Source organism: Saccharospirillum impatiens DSM 12546, assembly GCF_000423605.1.
Classification (GTDB): Bacteria; Pseudomonadota; Gammaproteobacteria; order Pseudomonadales; family Natronospirillaceae; genus Saccharospirillum; species Saccharospirillum impatiens.
In genome coordinates this window covers 36,741-53,145 of the sequence record NZ_AUIH01000021.1, presented here as the reverse complement: position 1 = coordinate 53,145, position 16,405 = coordinate 36,741, and the positions used below count along the sequence as shown (strand labels likewise).

The window sequence follows — 16,405 nt, the reverse complement described above, 5'->3', positions numbered from 1 at the left end:
GAGGAAAGGATGTTTGATTCTACTTACTCGTCAAATACCAACGACCGGTGAGCGGCAATGCCTGCCATGGTTCCCGAAGCTATGGCGAAGGTGCCGTTTTGCATCGGGTTCGATAGATTGCCCGTCACGTATAAGCCCTTTAATGAACTTTCCTTCATACCGTCCACTTTAACGACAGTGTTTGTCTGATTGGACACACATTCCCGTTGTAGACGGTAAAGGGTTGCTTCGTTCGGTTTTGGTTTCGTCAGTGTTTAAACCCAAACGGCACCTCGTACTCCTTTTTCAGCCGGGGCCAGCCGACTGGGCCTTTTATCTCCAGATATTTATTGATCAGAAACCGGGTTGCTACTCTTTCGCAGAGCAGACCGAGACCCTGGCCCGGGATGAGACGCTTGAGCGATACAGCTGAAGCTACCGCCTAAAGGCCACGGGTGGCCAGGTGCGAACGTTGTTGGCTGGCCCCGCTGTGGTTACAAAACTTAACGACGGCTGTCTTATCGGGAAGCCAGGTCTTCAAATATGGGGCTAAGTGTCTCGCTGCTGCTAACACCGGATATAACCCGGACGCGCCGTCCGCGGCTGTCGAACAAGACCAGCGTCACGTGCTCAACCCCTTGCCGACGGGCAAATGCCAGGCCTTCAACCGTGTCTATGTTGGCAACACGCCATTGAACATCGTCGTTGAAAGGGCGCAGAGCGGATTTGGAATTTCGTTGCAGCTGCTGACACAACCGACAGCCTGTATCCATGACCTGAACAATCGTCGGTGTGCCGTTGCCGATCACACTCAGGTCTCGCTCCTGGGCGGCCAGTTGCGAATAGAAAAACAGAGCCGCTCCCAGGGCTGCTAATACGACCAGACTGATGCTCCAGCGTTTCAGGCTGCGCAAACGTCGGGCTGGGCTGGTTTTTTTGGGCGCTGTGTTTTTTGAACTTTTTGAGGGTTTGCCGGAGTTTGACATACTGGGCTTGGGTACCTGAGTGTTGAAACTGTATTTTTCACTGCAGGTTAGCAAAGAATGAGACGCTTTGTTGGATTTGGGTTTAGCGTCACGCCGCGACACCTTAATGCGTGGTGGCTCTGTATAAAAAGTCAGGAAGGTCTGCGGACAACCTGCTAGAGTCGGGCAGGCATATTGCCAATACGAAGGAGTCATTCATGAACACCAAAAGAATTCCTCGCTGGATTACCGTCGTGACAATGGTCACCACGCTAGTGGTCGGCAGTTTGGGCTCGCATCTGGCCGTAGCCGATATTGTGGGGACCGAAACCCTGTTGCAGGAGCAAAATGGCAGGCTTACCCGGGATGACCTGCATTCTCTGATTGCTCGTGGGGATGTGCAGCAAAAGTTGATCGACTATGGCATCTCTGCCGATGAGGCCTCAGACCGCGTTGCCGCACTGACCGATACCGAGCTGCAACATTTGTCTCAGCACATTGATGACGAGCCAGCGGGTGGCAGCGTCACCCTGATCCTGCTGGTTATCATTCTGATCATTCTATTGCGCTGAACCGTGTTGCCGAGGCTAGTGGGCTGGTCGCTATTGGTAGCGGCCGGCTTCTTAACCGGTTGTGCCAGCGGGCCCCTACAGTATGAGCAGTTAAGCACCGATTCGGCCACAACGGGCTTGTCTGATCAGGTTCTGTTGGAGGATGTACCGTTTTTTCCCCAGCAAACCTATCAGTGCGGGCCGGCCACTCTGGCGATGCTGATGAGCAACCAGGGCAAGGCGGTGCAGCCTGAAGCGTTGGTCGATCAGGTATTTATTGAATCCCGTCAGGGCAGTTTGCAGGCGGAAATGCTGGCGGCTACCCGTCGCCAGGGCCTGCTTCCCTATGTGCACGACACCCGTTTTAGCACCTTGCTTGAGCAGGTCGATGCTGGCCATCCGGTGCTTGTTTTTCAAAATCTCGGCTTTGGCTTTTACCCGGTCTGGCACTATGCCGTTGTTGTTGGCTACGACCTGACCGAACAGGAAATGCTACTGCATTCGGGTACCTCAGCCGGGCTAGGTCGTACCTTTAGGCGGTTTGAACTGGAATGGCGCGGTGGTGATTATTGGGCGATGACCATGCACCGGCCAGGCGAGTTCCCTTCGAATCCGGAGCCTTCCGCCTACCTGGAAGCAACGGCCGGGCTTGAGCAAGCCGAACAGTATGAAGCGGCCGCATGGGCTTACCAGGCAGCCACGGAGCGCTGGCCAAAGCAACTGATCGCCTGGATGGGGCTGGGTAATGCCCGATACCGCCAGCAGAACTTTGAAGCGGCCGAGCACGCCTATGAAGCGGCTCTGAGCCTGAACCCCGACAGCGCTGCAGCGCACCACAACCTGGCCTGGGCGCTGATGCGTCAGCATAATTATGCCGCCGCCGCTGAACCCGCCAGAACGGCCAATCAACTGGCTGACGAGCAGGGCGACCGCTACCGAAGTGCCTGGCAGGCCTGGCAGGCAAACGATCGATAAACGGGCAACGCTTCAAGAGCCAACGGTGACCCCTGGGTTACATGTTGGCGAATTCCCACCTTCATAACCACGCCAAGCCATGTATCAGCGCAACGCCCGCGCAAATCAAGGACGACCAGATAATGAAGGACGTTCTGAGGCTGGGCACAAATCCCATCGCCAGTAACGGTAACAGCCCGCGAAGCGTATACACGCCGGTAATGAAGAGGCCGATCAATGTCATAAAAGGCAGCGGGCGGATGTACTCTCCCAACGCGAGGCAATAGGCTGCGGCGATCATCAAAGCAACAGCAATGCCCGATGTCATCACCGCAGGCCACGGATGTTTGTGCTCTGCCATCGTCGCCATTGCTTCACCGGCACCGAAAAAGCGATACCAGTTTGGCCCCCCGACAATGATGGCAATGTGAGTCAGACTCGCCGCACTGTTCAGTAGGGCTGCAAACAACCAGAGTGTCATGAGCGGCCTCCTAACTGGTTCAACACCATCTCGTTGAGTAATCGATCCATACTGACCCATTCTTCCTGGCTGACCAGATCGCCCAATACCTGACACCCGACAAAATGGGCATAAGCCAGTTTGGCAAGCACACTGGCCTGATCAGTTGAGCCGGTTTGCTCGCTGATCAATCGCGTCAGGTAATCGAGGCGGCGTTGATCGACCAGAGCCACAGCCTCAGCCACTGCGGGTTCTTCTCGCCCCCAGGAACGCAAGGCCATCTCCGGTTTCAGGTCTGACTGATGAATAATGGCGTTGAGTGCATCGCTGCGTGCGCCAGGGTCAGCGATATCTGCCAGTGATGTGATGATGTCTTCGGTGTCTTGTTTTAACCAGAAGGCCAGCAGTTCATCAATAAAGGCCTGTCGGTTCGCAAAGTAGTGATAAAACGAACCTTTAGTCACCTTTAGGTGCGCGCATAGCCGGTCAATCTTGATCTCATCCGGGCCATGAACGGCGAGCAGCTTTAAACCCCTGGCGAGCCAGTCTTCACGGCTGATTTTCATACAGCCGCCGGTGCTGGCTGTGCGGGTTCAGGCGACCCATAAACCACCAGTAAGCCCAGCAGAATGAATAGCCAGGCACCGGATACCGGTAACAGAAAGGCCACGATCCCCCCGGCGGCGGTCAGCCCCCATCCCAGCGTTTTTGGCAAGGCCTCAGTGGTAACGCGCAACCAGGCCTGCATCAACCCGCCAAGCAACATCCAGAAAAACCCGGTCACCAGGAACCAGAGAATAGCGCTGCGTGAAAAGTCGATTAGCCCGGCTGTTTCGATGCTGTTCCAGCCGCCATCGGCGACAATGCCGGCCAAAATGGACCATCCCATCAACACGCCAATGGTATTGTGTAGAACGCCTATCGCGATCAGTAGCCAGCCACTGTGCTTATAGAGTTTCATTTGCTGCTCCTCAGATTTATAAAACATACAATACCGTATGGTATGTAAAAAAGACACGAAGTTTTAGAGACCAACCAATCAGGAAACTTTGGGTGTACGGTGGCGGGTGATTGACCACATGGCCCTTTGACAGGCTTAGGATGAAAGCAGTGGCCGACGGCCTTGCCCGTCGGGCCTGGTATGGACTTTACAGTGCACTGGTATTGCGTATCAGCACAGCGGCCCTGAATCGTTGCTTGCCATAGCGGGTCATGGCATCCATTGCCTCAAGGGGGACCGGCATGAACTGGTTGTCGGTGGCCGACTGGTCTTCGTCTTCATCAATTTCAGGGTCGTTTAGGTAAGCATAGTGGTCGTCTTCGCCGACCCACCAGACCCAATGGGGAGCCTTGTTGCGATTGAGTCGCCAGGTGCTGATTAACACCAGTATTTGCCACCCGGCCTTGCGCAGATCACTGACCTGACTGGCCATCAGCACGCGCGGGTGCAAGCCGATGCCGCGGGCCCGGGCTTCTTCCATGAACTGCTCGTGAACCTCAATCATCACCTGACGCTTGTCTGCCACGCGCACGCTGTCGATGAACGGGGGGTCAAGGTGGCTTGCCCAGACTTCGGCCTCGAATCCACGCCGGTGTGCCGACAGTGCCAGACCCAGGGGTGACGTGCCGCCAAGACCGGTGGTCATGTACACGGTGGTGGCTTCGCGCCAGAGTTGAATCTCCTGCGCCCGGGTCATCGGCTGGGCCGGGTCCAGGTGGTTTAATGCCATCATCATGGCAGCTGGCCCGCAGGTAAAGGGCGTCGACTGGGCATAGTAAGGGCGTACCGGGTGTTGAGGCAGCTGGCTGTGCAGCCTTTTTTCCAACACAAACGCATCACCACCGTCGACGTAATAGCCACTGCGCCGGTGCAGTATTTTATAGCCCTGGGCCTGGTAAAGGGCGAGGGCGGCCGCGTTGCCATCGCGCACTTCCAGTCGCACGAAGCGACATTGGGTCTCGATGGCTTCGGTTTCCAGTGCCTGTAACAGTTGCTTGCCAAGGCCCATCCCTCGCGCTTCGGGCGATACGGCCAGCGAATATATTCGTGCCAGTACGGTACCCCTGCGATGCAACAGAAGGCCGTAGCCCAGCAGGGCGCCGGTATCGTTTTCTGCGATCAACAATCGATCCTGGGGTTGACGCAGGAAGCGCTGAAAGCTGCGACGACTGATCTGGTCGTAGTCGAAACATTGATTTTCGAGTGTAACGAGGGCACCGAGGTCGGCTGGACGGGCAAGCCGAATTAGCATAGAAGTGGTTCCTGGCGGGTGGATGAACGAACCGCTATAGACTAGGGTAAAAAAGCGGCCAGCAGAGGGTGGATTTCCATTAATTTACGGCTCAGAGTGCTTGCGTTTCTGGCAAGCTGGCGCACACTTTCATCGCCTGCGGGACCGGTGTGATCGTCACCCGTTTTCCCCGGCAAGACAGGATTGATAAAGGACTTTAGTGGGCCATTCGGAAAGCTCTGTCACTGTTCATGGTGCCCGCTAGCCCAGAGCTTCGTTGTCAAACCTTGCAATAGCGGTGCTACTTTTGCGGTTTTCCGTCGCGTTCTGATGAACTCGCTGGCGCCGTTCCTTAATAACAGAATTTCATGCATGGACCCCTTGTGACTACGTTAAAACTGGTAATTGACCGCGATTCTGACTGGAAAGCTTACTACCCTTCAGACGAGGTTACTTCTGCGCAGCGATATATCGACGAGTCGCTGCTGACACCGCACCGTATTATCAACCTGTGCCGAAATTATCAGTATCAGAGCCGGGGCTACTATGTCTCGCTGTTGGCTGAGGCGCGTGGTCACAAGGTGATTCCCTCGGTGAAAACGCTGACCGATCTGGCCCAGCCGGCGGTATATGGGGTTCTGGATCACAGCATTCAAAAACCGCTGAATACCCTGGCCGGTGCCGAGACGCGCTGGCGATGGAACATCTATTTTGGACAGTGTGAGTTTCCCGGTTTGGCAGAGGCGTCAAGACAGCTGTTCGAGCGATTCCCGGTGCCGATCCTGCAGGTCACGGTTCAGAAGAAAACCAACTGGCAACTGGCGTCCATCAAAGCGCTGGGTTTGCATTCGCTGACCGAGCCGGAAGAAGGGGTGTTTGCAGAAAGCCTGGAGCGGTTTTCCAAGAAAGTCTGGCGTGCCCCCCGTGCTCAGCGTCGCTACCGTTACGACCTGGCGATTCTGATCAACGATAAAGAAACGACACCGCCGAGTGATAAGGGTGCACTGAAAAAGTTTGAGCGCGCCGCGCATCGCCATGGCATGGATGTCGACTTTATTCAGCCGTCCGATTACTACCGCCTGGCGGAGTACGATGCTCTGTTTATTCGCGAGACGACAAACGTGAACCATCACACCTACCGGTTTTCGCGTAAAGCGGCCCACGAAGGCATGGTGGTGATGGACGACCCGGACAGCATTTTACGCTGCACCAATAAAATATACCTGGCTGACCTGATACGTACCCGGCATCTGCCGGCACCCAACAGCCGGGCCATTACCTCGACACAACACAGTGTACTGGCGGATCTGGAGGCCTCGCTCGGCTTCCCCATGGTGATCAAAATTCCGGATGGCTCGTTTTCCAAGGGCGTGGTCAAGGTGACGGATCAGGCGAGTTTGAAAAAGACGGCCGATGAGTTGCTGAAGCAAAGTGCCATCATTCTCGCTCAGGCTTATGTACCGACCGACTACGACTGGCGCATTGGCGTGCTGAATGGCCGGGCTATTTACGCTTGTCGTTATTTCATGGCCAAAGGGCACTGGCAGATCTACAACCACTCTGCCAAACCCAGCCAACAAAGCGGTGGCTTTGAAACCGTACCGACGCATGAAGCGCCGCGTGTTGTGTTGAAAGCCGCGCTGGATGTGGCCAGTGCATTTGGTGACGGCCTGTATGGCGTGGATTTAAAGCAACGCGGTGAAGACGTTTACATCATCGAGGTGAACGACAACCCCTCAATCGACAGCGGTGTTGAAGACGCCTGGTCTGGCGACGGGCTTTACGACACCATCATGAGCGAGTTTCGTCAGCGCCTTGATCGCCGGTGACCGAGGTTTCGCCCAAGCCTAAATAGCGAACCAGCACAGTTTGCAATTGCTGGTAGCGAAATGGCTTGGTAATGAAATCCGACATGCCAGCTTCCAGGCAGGTCTGGTGACTTTCGGTGGTGGCATTGGCAGTCAGCGCAACAATGGGCGTCGAGTCGCCCCGGGCGATGAGTTGGCGGGTGGCGTCTAGCCCGTCTAGCCCCGGCATTTGAACGTCCATCAGAATCAGGTCGAAACGCTCCCGGGCACAACGCTCCAGAACCTGGTGGCCATCATCGACCAGCGTGACGGTGACGCCTGCTTTTTCCAGCATACGCCGGGCGATGGTCTGGTTGACCGGGTTGTCTTCTGCAACAAGCACTGAACCGGATAGCAATTCGCGTGGTTGTCCGACAGAAGGGTGCAAACCCGAACGGACAGTAGGTGGGTCGATTCTGGGTAAGGTCAACATCAGTCTGAATTCACTGCCGCGCCCAAACTGGCTGTCGAGCTCGACACGACCGCCGAGCAATTGCGCCAGTTGTTGGCTGATCGCCAGCCCCAGCCCGGTACCCCCATAGCGGCGACTGGTTGAGGTATCGGCCTGATGAAAGGGCTGGAACAACAGCAATTGTTTTGACCGCGAAATGCCTATGCCTGTATCCCTTACCCGCAGGCAAACGCTGTACTCACCTTCCCGTTCGGTCAGATCCATGCTGACCTCCACCAACCCGCGTCCGGTGAACTTGATGGCGTTGCCGACCAGGTTCAGTAGAATCTGGCGGATCTTGGCATCGTCGGCATTAACCCAGACCGATGCCTGCGGGGGTGGGACGAAGGTCAGTCCAATGTTCTTGGCTCGCGCCTGGGCATAAAACACCCGGGTGGATGACTCGATCAATTCGACCAGGTCGAATGGTTGGTTATCCGGGTGCTGATGGCCAGAATCAAGCCGGCTGTAATCCAACACATCGTTAATTTGTGACAGTAACGCTTCGGATGATTGCTCCAGCGTACCGATCAGAGATTGGCGCTCTTCCTTACCGGGGGATTCGGCCAGCAATTGGATCGTGCCGATGATGCCGTTGAGCGGGGTGCGAATCTCATGGCTCATATTAGCCAGAAAATGCGCTTGAACCCGGTTGGCTTTTTCTGCCGCCAGGCGCAGGTTCCTGTTGCGGGTGAAGGCCCACAGCAACACCACCAGTAACCCGGCGCCAAGGGTGCCCAGAGTCAGTAGCACGGTGCGAATTTGCTGGTAAGCCTGTTGCACACGCTCACCGCGTGCATCGGCCTGGGACACAGCGTTTTCAGTCAGCCGGGATATGCGGTAGCGGAACGAGTCGATCCAGGTTTGGAGTACCGGCAAAAAGCGGAGGGCATATGCCGGCGACATCTCATAGATCAGGGCCTCGTCGGAGCGCAGCCGGTTGAGAATACTGGAGACCTGGTTGTGAACCTGAGTGTCATAGGTGCGGGTAAAATCACCCGTTTCGCCCTGCGTCAGCAGCGCTGCGCGACTCCAGAGAATTTCAGCGGAGACGGAGGCTTCTTCCTGATGTTGTTCGGATGGGCTTTCCAGGTAAAGCGTCAGGGCGCCTCGCAAGCGCTCCATTTCCAACTGCAACTGAGTAATGTGCCAGACACGGTCATCGCGTAATTCTTCACGGTAGACATTGATCTCGCCGGAAACACGCACAATCAGCACGCCCAGCCAAATCAGCATAACCACAAACGACACCACCCAGGCGGTGATGAAACCAGCGCGACTCAGCATGGTTCAGTCCAGTACGTCCAACGACTGCAGCTGCCAGACCGACCAGGACCGGACATTTCGCGTCAGTAAATCGGGATGTTCATCCCAGGGGAAGATGATCCAGAACGGGCCCTTGTCCTTGATCCGCATCAGTTCGCCATTCAAGTGTACGGCCAGAAAAGCCTGTGCTGCCAATACCTGATTAACCGGTAAGTTGATGGAATAATTATTCAATCCCCGGGCATTGATCCAACCTCCCTCAATACCCGCCTCAGAGAGCACCGAAGACAGTGGCGCTCCACGAAAGGTCAGTTCGCCATCGGTCCAGGGTGTTTCGGTAACCACTTCCTGGTCCGATAGCGCGAGAATGTCTTGCTGACTGAAGCGGTATTCCCCGTCTGGCCCGGTGATCAACAGAGGCTCAGCCCAGGCTGGTGCTGTTAGAGCAACCAGCATTGCCACCATCCTTAAAGCCTGGCGAATCGATTTCAGCACGGCGCGGTAGCTGGCGACCCGGGAAGCGGCATTTTCACAAAGACAAGGCTCTGATGACATGGAAGCTACTTAATTATGCGAGAGGTAGGATCAGAGCATAGAAAACCGGGACCAGCGTGTCGATAGGTAAAGTGTGTATGCGGCGCCTTTCTGGCTCTAACAGCCAGCTAAAGAGCATGATCTGTTAGGTAAACGGCCGATTGTACCCGTGACAGCACAGGTCGTATGTCAGATCATGGTGCGATAACCATCAAAATACGGCCCTCCTAACGGAGCTACTGACATTGTGGGGAATCTGATGAGCTACACCACGCTGGAGAAAACTTTCCATCGCCTGGCCCAACTGGGCCACGCCGAAGCCATGCTGAGTTGGGACCAGCATGTGATGATGCCACCCAAGGGCAACTCGGCACGCAGCAAGGCGATGGCCGAGCTGACAGTCCTGCGTACCGAAATCCTGCAGGATGAGCGCTTGGCCGATCGTTTTGGCGAAGCCGAGCAAGAAGGCGGGCTGAGTGACTGGCAGCAGGCCAATTTGCGCGAAATGAAACGCACCTGGCAACAAACCCGCGCCATACCCAAAGCACTGGTTGAGGCGCAGTCTCTGGCCAGCAGCGAATGCGAACACGCCTGGCGTACGCTGCGGCCCAACAACGACTGGGCCGGGTTTGAACCCCTGTTACAGAAAGTCTTCGACTTGGCCGGCGAAGCGGCAGCCGCCTACCAGGAGGCCCTGGGCGCGGATCGCGGTTATGCCAATGCCTACGACGCCCTGATGGACCAGTTTGACCCCGGTACCCGCATGAGTCGCATCGACCCGGTGTTCGACCGGCTGAAAGCCGAATTGCCGGACACCCTGAATCGCATTCTGGAGCGCCAGTCACAGCGGCCCGCACCGCAAAAACCGGAACAAGCCACCGCCATTTCACAACAGGATGGGTTGGCGCGCGCGTTAATGTCGACCCTGGGTTTCGATTTCGAGGCCGGCCGCCTCGACCAGACCGTCCACCCCTTCAGCGGCGGCGTACCGGCTGATAGCCGCATTACCACACGCTACGACGAAGCCAACGTCATCGAAGGGCTGATGGGGGTGATTCACGAAACCGGTCATTCACGCTACGAAACCGGCCTCCCCGTCGAGTGGACCAGTCAGCCGGTTGGCCAAGCCATGGGCATGGGCGTGCATGAAAGCCAGAGTCTGTTCTTCGAGATGCAACTGGGCCGCTCGCGAACTTTTATTGAAGCCATTGCGCCACTGGTTCAACAGCATCTGGGCCATGACCCGGCGTTCACCGCAGACAACCTGCATGCGCTGTACACCCGCGTTGAGCCGGGCCTTATCCGCGTGAATGCCGATGAAGTGACTTACCCGTCGCACGTTATTCTGCGCTACGAACTGGAGCGGGACATCATTCTTGGCAAGGCCAGCGTAAAAGACATCCCCGAGCGCTGGAACCAGGCCATGACCGACCTGCTCGGTCTGGACACCCGGGGCGACTACCGCAACGGCCCGATGCAGGACATCCACTGGCCCATGGGCGCCATCGGCTACTTCCCGTCCTACACCCTGGGTGCTCTGAATGCCGCTCAGTTACACGCCGCACTGCTGCGAGACGTTCCCGATGCCGCAGAACGAGTAGCCCGTCTCGACCTGGCGCCTATTTTCGACTGGCTGTCGCGTAACATCTGGCAGCAAGGCCGCTACCTGAGCTATGACGAGCTGATGACTCAGGCCACCGGCGAAGTGCTGAACCCGGATTACTTCCTGGATCATCTGCAAGAGCGGTATTTGGCGGCTTAACGTTGGGCTGTTTCTGAGACATGAGTTCGTGCTGGATACCGGGTATATCTATCTGGGGTCGGCGTGAATCCATCCGTGGAGCCTAGGCCGCATAATATGGATCCCTTCCATGGGATCCACCCTCCGGGCTCGCTGCGCTCATGCTAAAACGCTCCTGGCGTTTTAGTCCATGTTGCGGACTACCCCAGATAGGTATACCCGGCACCCAGCACTTAGTTGGGTGTCGCTGCTTCCTGCCATAAAACCAAGAAATACAACTTGCGCTAGGCGTGAATTGTTAGATTAGGTTGGGAAGGGATGTGTTTTAGACTTAGCATCGGCGACAAACCAAGTGCAGGCGGCCGGGTAGACCGTTGCGGGGTAGTCCGCAGCAGGGATGCTGCGGCCTAGGCTCCATGGATGGATGTACGCCGACCCCGCAACGGTCTACCCGGTGGCCTGCACGAGCCTTGGCCACCGAACAACAAGTAACCACTGTTTTGGCCATGGAAGCCACTGAATCAGTTAGCCATCCAACATCTGCAAAATACGCGCTTTGAGCATCTCGATAGCAACGCGGTTTTTGCCACCGCGGGGCACGATGATGTCGGCGAATTGCTTGGTCGGTTCGATGAATTCGAGAAACATCGGTCGCACGGTGCGTTTGTATTGTTCGATGATTGACTCGACCGTGCGGCCACGCTCGGCGATGTCGCGTTGCAGGCGGCGTAGCAGGCAAATATCGAGGGGAGTATCCATGAACACCTTGGCATCCAGACGTTTGCGGATGGCTTTGTCGTGCAGCAGCAGAATGCCTTCAATGATGACAATGCGGGCAGGCTTGAGTGGGAATGTCTCGTCGGAGCGGTTGTGCACGGTGTAATCGTAGATCGGAATTTCGACGTTCTGGCCAGCATGCAAGGCATCTATATGCTGAATCAGCAGATCATGGTCGAAGGCATTGGGGTGGTCGTAATTGATGGCGGTGCGTTCTTCGATGGTCAGGCTACCCTGTTCCCGGTAGTAGCTGTCTTCCTTGATGATTGCCAGCGCTTCATTGCCCAGTTCCTGTTTCAATTCCTGATAGATCGTGCCAGCGAGCAGGCTTTTTCCGGAGGCGGAGGCACCGGCGATGCCGATAAAAATGGGAGAGACAGACATGAAAGGCTTCCAGCTGATGACGGTAGATTGGCTGGGACAGTAGTGTAGCAAGCCATCCCGGCGTTGTCTTTGACCAAATGTTCAGGAAAAGCCAGTGTCTGCGGGTTTTGTAACTAAATTACAGAGCCCGTGATTCTCGACCGTACAGGGTCTACAATGGCGATCCCATTTTAACCGACACCCCTTAAGGAACTGCCATGTCTGTGATCAAAATGTCTGACCTCGATCTGGCCGGCAAGCGCGTACTCATCCGCCAGGACCTGAACGTGCCACTGGACGACCAGGGCCAGGTCACCTCGGATAACCGCATTACAGCCTCGCTGCCGACCATCAAGCTGGCGCTGGAACAGGGTGCCAAAGTGATGATCATGTCGCACCTGGGCCGACCCGAAGAAGGTCAGTTTGATGAAAAAGCATCGCTGGCGCCGGTCGCCGCCTATATGGGCAAATTGCTGGGTCAGGATATCCCGGTGATTCGCGACTGGGTAGAGGGTGTCGACACCGAAGCCTCGGTGGTCATGCTGGAAAACGTGCGCTTCAACAAAGGCGAGAAGAAAAACGACGACGAACTGTCGAAAAAAATGGCCGCCCTGTGTGACGTCTATGTGATGGACGCCTTTGGTACCGCACACCGCGCCCAGGCATCGACCCACGGCGTCGCCAAATACGCGCCGGTTGCCTGCGCCGGCCCCTTGCTCTCCGGTGAACTGGAAGCACTGGCCAAAGCCATGGATAACCCGGCCCGGCCGATGGTGGCCATTGTCGGCGGCGCCAAAGTATCCACCAAACTGACCGTATTGGAGAGCCTGTCGAAAGTCTGCGATCAGCTCATCGTCGGCGGTGGTATTTCCAACACCTTTGTTGCAGCACGCGGCTACAATGTGGGTAACTCCCTGCACGAGAAAGACTTGATTCCGCAGGCGAAAAAACTGATGGACGAACTCGACATCCCCGAGCCGATCGACGTGCGAGTCGGCAAAGAGTTCAGCCCGAAAGCCGAAGCCGTGGTCAAGCCGGTCGATCAGGTACAGGACGACGAAGAAATCATGGACCTGGGTCCGGAAACCGCCAAACGCTTTGCCGAGGTGATCAAAAACGCCAAAACCATTTTGTGGAATGGCCCCTGCGGTGTGTTTGAATTCGACAACTTCGCTCACGGCACGCGTGATATCGCCGAAGCCATAGCCGACTCTGGTGCGTTCTCGGTGCTGGGCGGCGGCGACGTGATCGCAGCGGTGCAGAAGTTTGGTATGGAAGACCGTTTCTCCTACATTTCTACGGGTGGCGGTGCGTTTCTTGAATTTGTGGAAGGTAAGGTGTTGCCTGCTGTTGAAATTCTTGAGCAGCGCGCCAAAGGTTGAAGAAAGATGGTACTCCGGTTTAGGTGAGGTTTAACCAAAACACTGAGTGGTGGCTGCCGGGTGAGTCTATCCGGGGAAGTTCGCAGCATGGATGCTGCGATCTAGGCCCCATGGACGGGTTCACGCCGACCCCGGATAGACTTACCCGGTGGCTACCACGGATTCGTGGCGCAAGCGGAGAGCAACCCAGGATGTCACGAGCCGAAGGCACAACAACAAGCGGTAGCCGCAGGAAGGTGGTGCCGTTCATCGTCAGCAGAGGATACGACTCATGTCTCAAAAAGTACTCGACGTAGTAAAACCCGGTGTTGTCACCGGTGACGACGTTCAGAAAATTTTTGCCATCGCCAAGGCCGAGAAGTTCGCATTGCCTGCGGTGAACTGCATCAATACCGATACGGTCAACGCCGTGCTGGAAACCGCAGCCAAAGTGAAGTCCCCCGTTATCATTCAGTTTTCCAATGGCGGCGCTGGTTTCTTTGCCGGTAAAGGCCTGAAACTGGATGGTCAGCAGACTCAGGTACTTGGCGGTATCGCCGGGGCCAAATACGTTCACGCCGTCGCGGAAACCTATGGTGTTCCGGTAATCCTGCACACCGACCACGCCGCCCGTAAGCTTCTGCCCTGGATCGACGGCATGCTCGACGAAGGTGAAAAATTCTACGCCGAAACCGGTAAGCCGTTGTTTTCGTCGCACATGATTGACCTGTCGGAAGACAGCCTCGAAGAAAACATCGCCACCTGTTCCGAGTACCTGACGCGCATGGCCAAACTGGACATGACACTGGAGATTGAACTGGGTGTCACCGGCGGTGAAGAAGACGGCGTCGATAACAGCCACCTGGATGCCTCCAACCTCTACACCAAACCCGAAGACGTCGCCTACGCCTACGAGAAACTGAACGCCATCAGCCCTCGGTTCACCATCGCCGCCTCATTTGGCAACGTGCATGGCGTCTACAAGCCCGGCAACGTCAAACTGACCCCGACCATTCTGCGCGACTCCCAGTCTCACTGCTCAGAGACGTTTGGTCTGGAAAAGAACGCTCTGGACTTTGTATTCCACGGCGGTTCGGGTTCAAGCGAAGCCGAGATCGAAGAATCGATCAGTTACGGTGTGATCAAAATGAACATCGACACCGATACCCAGTGGGCAAACTGGAATGGCATTCGTGAATACTACCAGGCCCACGAAGGCTACCTGCAAAGCCAGATCGGCAACCCCGAAGGCGAAGACAGCCCGAATAAAAAATATTATGACCCGCGTGTCTGGTTGCGCAAAGCTCAGGAGAGCCTGATCGCTCGACTGGAGAAAACCTTTGCCGACCTGAATGCCGTCGATCGGAACTGAGCTTTCCGCCCCGGTCGAACGGGGCGGGCATGGCCGCTCGTGACGATTCAGTCGTTTAGCGCGGCCGTCTGCTGGTGCAGCTCACGGTATTTCTTGAGCTTCGACTGATAGTAGAGCGCGCGTGAAGCGTCTGGCTGATGCGTCTGCACAATAGGCGGGGCCGGGCAGAACGACCGGATATTCTCCGGGCTATCGCCCTCGACGGCCAATCGTGCCAGCCGGGCTGCACCGAGGCCCGGCCCCACTTCTCCTCCTTCTCGAAAGTGCAGCGTCCGTTGCAGGACATCCGCGATCAGCTGTCGCCACAACGCCGAGCGCGCCCCGCCCCCGATCAGCGAAATGTCATTCAACGGCGTTCCGGCCGAGATCAGAGCCCGTTCGCCATCGGCCATGCTGAAAGCGACCCCTTCCAGAATGGCCCGGGTCATGTCCACGCGCCGCGTACGAGTGTTCAGACCAAAGAACTGAGCGCTGAGCAACGGGTTGTTGTGCGGCGTGCGTTCGCCACTGAGATAAGGCAGAAACAGCACACTGGTCTCGATTTCCGCACTGGCTTCCACTTCCTCAAGCAGCTTTGGGACCGTGGTATTACTGATGTTGGCGAACCAGTCGAGACAACTGGCCGCGCTGAGCATGACCGACATCTGATGCCAGCGCTCGGGCAGACAATGGCAAAATGCGTGGACGGTGAGCTCGGGCGCAGCATTGTGTTGCTCGCTGACCACAAAATAAACGCCCGACGTTCCCAGCGAAATAAAGCCCTGGCCGGGTTCGGTAACGCCGACACCCACCGCGCCGGCGGCATTGTCACCGGCACCGCCAGCCACCGTCACCGGGTTCAGGCCCAGATATAGGGCGGCCACGTCCGTTAGTCGGCCACTCGACTGACTGCCTTCGATCAACGCGGGCATTTGCTCCCTACTGAGACCACTGATGGCCAGTAACTGATCGTCCCAGTCGCGCTTGGCCGGATCGAGCCAGAGCGTGCCCGCCGCGTCGGACATCTCCGATACGCATTGGCCGGTTAACAGCAGACGAAGATAATCTTTGGGCAGCAACACCTTGTGGATACGGGCAAAGGCCTCGGGTTCATGGTGTCTGACCCACAACACCTTCGGCGCGGTAAAGCCGGGCATGGCCACATTGCCACTGCGCGCGCGGAAATCGGGTATCGCCGCTTCAAGCTCAGTGCACTCGGCACCGCTGCGACCGTCGTTCCACAGAATGCAGGGCCGGATCACCTGATGGTCGGCATCGATCAGAACAGCCCCATGCATGTGGCCCGACAAGCCAATGCCTTTTATCTGTTTCAAATCCTGCCGGCCCGCGAGTGTTGCCAGTGCAGCCTGAATGGCTTGCCACCATTGCCGTGGGTCTTGCTCGCTCCACAGCGGGTGAGGTGACTCTGTGGTGAGGCTGGCGCTGGCGGTATCTACCACATGACCGGTCTGGTCAATCAGAACCGCTTTTAATCCGGACGTACCGAGGTCGAGTCCCAGATACATTGGGTGCTCCTGAAATTAATTCATTAGTCGAAATATAATGACGGTGAG

The 16,405-nt window shown here is 56.6% G+C and carries 16 protein-coding genes; 6 read left to right on the top strand and 10 right to left on the bottom strand.

What is annotated here, in order from left to right; translation table 11 throughout:
• Positions 1 to 23: 23 nt before the first annotated feature.
• Complete coding sequence (locus tag G565_RS27605; RefSeq protein WP_281168922.1) at positions 24 to 158, bottom strand: hypothetical protein; 135 nt, start codon at positions 156 to 158, stop codon at positions 24 to 26.
• Positions 159 to 497: 339 nt separating this feature from the next.
• Positions 498 to 965 carry a thioredoxin domain-containing protein gene (locus G565_RS0111765; RefSeq protein WP_028671103.1) on the bottom strand — a complete coding sequence of 156 codons (468 nt, stop codon included), beginning with the start codon at positions 963 to 965 and terminating at the stop codon, positions 498 to 500.
• Positions 966 to 1,162: 197 nt separating this feature from the next.
• Between G565_RS0111765 and G565_RS23940 the strand changes: the two genes are divergently transcribed.
• On the top strand, positions 1,163 to 1,516 hold the full coding sequence (locus G565_RS23940; RefSeq protein ID WP_051207815.1) for a PA2779 family protein: 354 nt from the start codon (positions 1,163 to 1,165) through the stop codon (positions 1,514 to 1,516).
• Between the two features lie 117 nt (positions 1,517 to 1,633).
• Positions 1,634 to 2,470: a PA2778 family cysteine peptidase gene (locus G565_RS23935; protein ID WP_169579644.1), complete on the top strand. Its 837-nt coding sequence runs from the start codon at positions 1,634 to 1,636 to the stop codon at positions 2,468 to 2,470.
• A 61-nt stretch (positions 2,471 to 2,531) separates the two neighbouring features.
• Here G565_RS23935 and G565_RS0111750 read toward each other — a convergent pair whose 3' ends face one another.
• The 4 genes from G565_RS0111750 to G565_RS0111735 all read right to left on the bottom strand — a co-directional run bounded on the left by G565_RS0111750 (position 2,532) and on the right by G565_RS0111735 (position 5,161).
• Complete coding sequence (locus G565_RS0111750; protein ID WP_028671102.1) at positions 2,532 to 2,930, bottom strand: hypothetical protein; 399 nt, start codon at positions 2,928 to 2,930, stop codon at positions 2,532 to 2,534.
• Positions 2,927 to 3,475 (bottom strand): TetR/AcrR family transcriptional regulator, encoded by a 549-nt coding sequence (locus tag G565_RS23930; RefSeq protein ID WP_051207811.1) that lies wholly within the window; start codon positions 3,473 to 3,475, stop codon positions 2,927 to 2,929. Before G565_RS23930 ends, G565_RS0111750 begins: the two co-directional genes overlap by 4 nt.
• Entirely contained in the window at positions 3,472 to 3,870 is a 399-nt protein-coding gene (locus G565_RS0111740; protein ID WP_028671101.1) for a DUF6463 family protein, read from the bottom strand. The genes G565_RS23930 and G565_RS0111740 overlap by 4 nt, the downstream gene beginning before the upstream one ends.
• 187 nt (positions 3,871 to 4,057) lie before the next feature.
• Positions 4,058 to 5,161 (bottom strand): GNAT family N-acetyltransferase/peptidase C39 family protein, encoded by a 1,104-nt coding sequence (locus tag G565_RS0111735; RefSeq protein ID WP_028671100.1) that lies wholly within the window; start codon positions 5,159 to 5,161, stop codon positions 4,058 to 4,060.
• Positions 5,162 to 5,523: 362 nt separating this feature from the next.
• Here G565_RS0111735 and G565_RS0111730 point away from each other — a divergent pair, with 362 nt between their 5' ends.
• On the top strand, positions 5,524 to 6,969 hold the full coding sequence (locus G565_RS0111730; protein ID WP_028671099.1) for a RimK family protein: 1,446 nt from the start codon (positions 5,524 to 5,526) through the stop codon (positions 6,967 to 6,969).
• Here the strand turns inward: G565_RS0111730 and G565_RS26020 are convergent.
• Together G565_RS26020 and G565_RS0111720 are read right to left on the bottom strand one after the other, a co-directional pair.
• Entirely contained in the window at positions 6,932 to 8,725 is a 1,794-nt protein-coding gene (locus G565_RS26020) for a response regulator (protein WP_051207809.1), read from the bottom strand. The two genes, G565_RS0111730 and G565_RS26020, sit on opposite strands and share 38 nt — an antisense overlap.
• A gap of 3 nt (positions 8,726 to 8,728) precedes the next feature.
• Positions 8,729 to 9,259, bottom strand: a complete 531-nt coding sequence (locus tag G565_RS0111720; protein ID WP_084649356.1) for a putative pterin-binding protein — start codon at positions 9,257 to 9,259, stop codon at positions 8,729 to 8,731.
• 238 nt (positions 9,260 to 9,497) lie between these two features.
• Between G565_RS0111720 and G565_RS0111715 the strand changes: the two genes are divergently transcribed.
• Positions 9,498 to 11,000 (top strand): carboxypeptidase M32, encoded by a 1,503-nt coding sequence (locus G565_RS0111715; RefSeq protein WP_028671097.1) that lies wholly within the window; start codon positions 9,498 to 9,500, stop codon positions 10,998 to 11,000.
• Positions 11,001 to 11,504: 504 nt separating this feature from the next.
• Here G565_RS0111715 and udk read toward each other — a convergent pair.
• The gene (gene udk, locus G565_RS0111710; protein ID WP_028671096.1) at positions 11,505 to 12,140 is read right to left on the bottom strand and encodes a uridine kinase; all 636 of its coding nucleotides are present in this window, start codon (positions 12,138 to 12,140) and stop codon (positions 11,505 to 11,507) included.
• A 197-nt stretch (positions 12,141 to 12,337) separates the two neighbouring features.
• Between udk and G565_RS0111705 the strand changes: the two genes are divergently transcribed.
• Together G565_RS0111705 and fbaA are read left to right on the top strand one after the other, a co-directional pair.
• Positions 12,338 to 13,501, top strand: coding sequence for a phosphoglycerate kinase (locus G565_RS0111705; RefSeq protein WP_028671095.1), 1,164 nt, complete (start codon positions 12,338 to 12,340; stop codon positions 13,499 to 13,501).
• Positions 13,502 to 13,772: 271 nt separating this feature from the next.
• Positions 13,773 to 14,852, top strand: coding sequence for a class II fructose-bisphosphate aldolase (gene fbaA / locus G565_RS0111700; RefSeq protein WP_028671094.1), 1,080 nt, complete (start codon positions 13,773 to 13,775; stop codon positions 14,850 to 14,852).
• A gap of 47 nt (positions 14,853 to 14,899) precedes the next feature.
• Here the strand turns inward: fbaA and xylB are convergent, their stop codons facing one another.
• Positions 14,900 to 16,357: a xylulokinase gene (gene xylB / locus G565_RS0111695; protein ID WP_028671093.1), complete on the bottom strand. Its 1,458-nt coding sequence runs from the start codon at positions 16,355 to 16,357 to the stop codon at positions 14,900 to 14,902.
• Positions 16,358 to 16,405 lie beyond the last annotated feature (48 nt).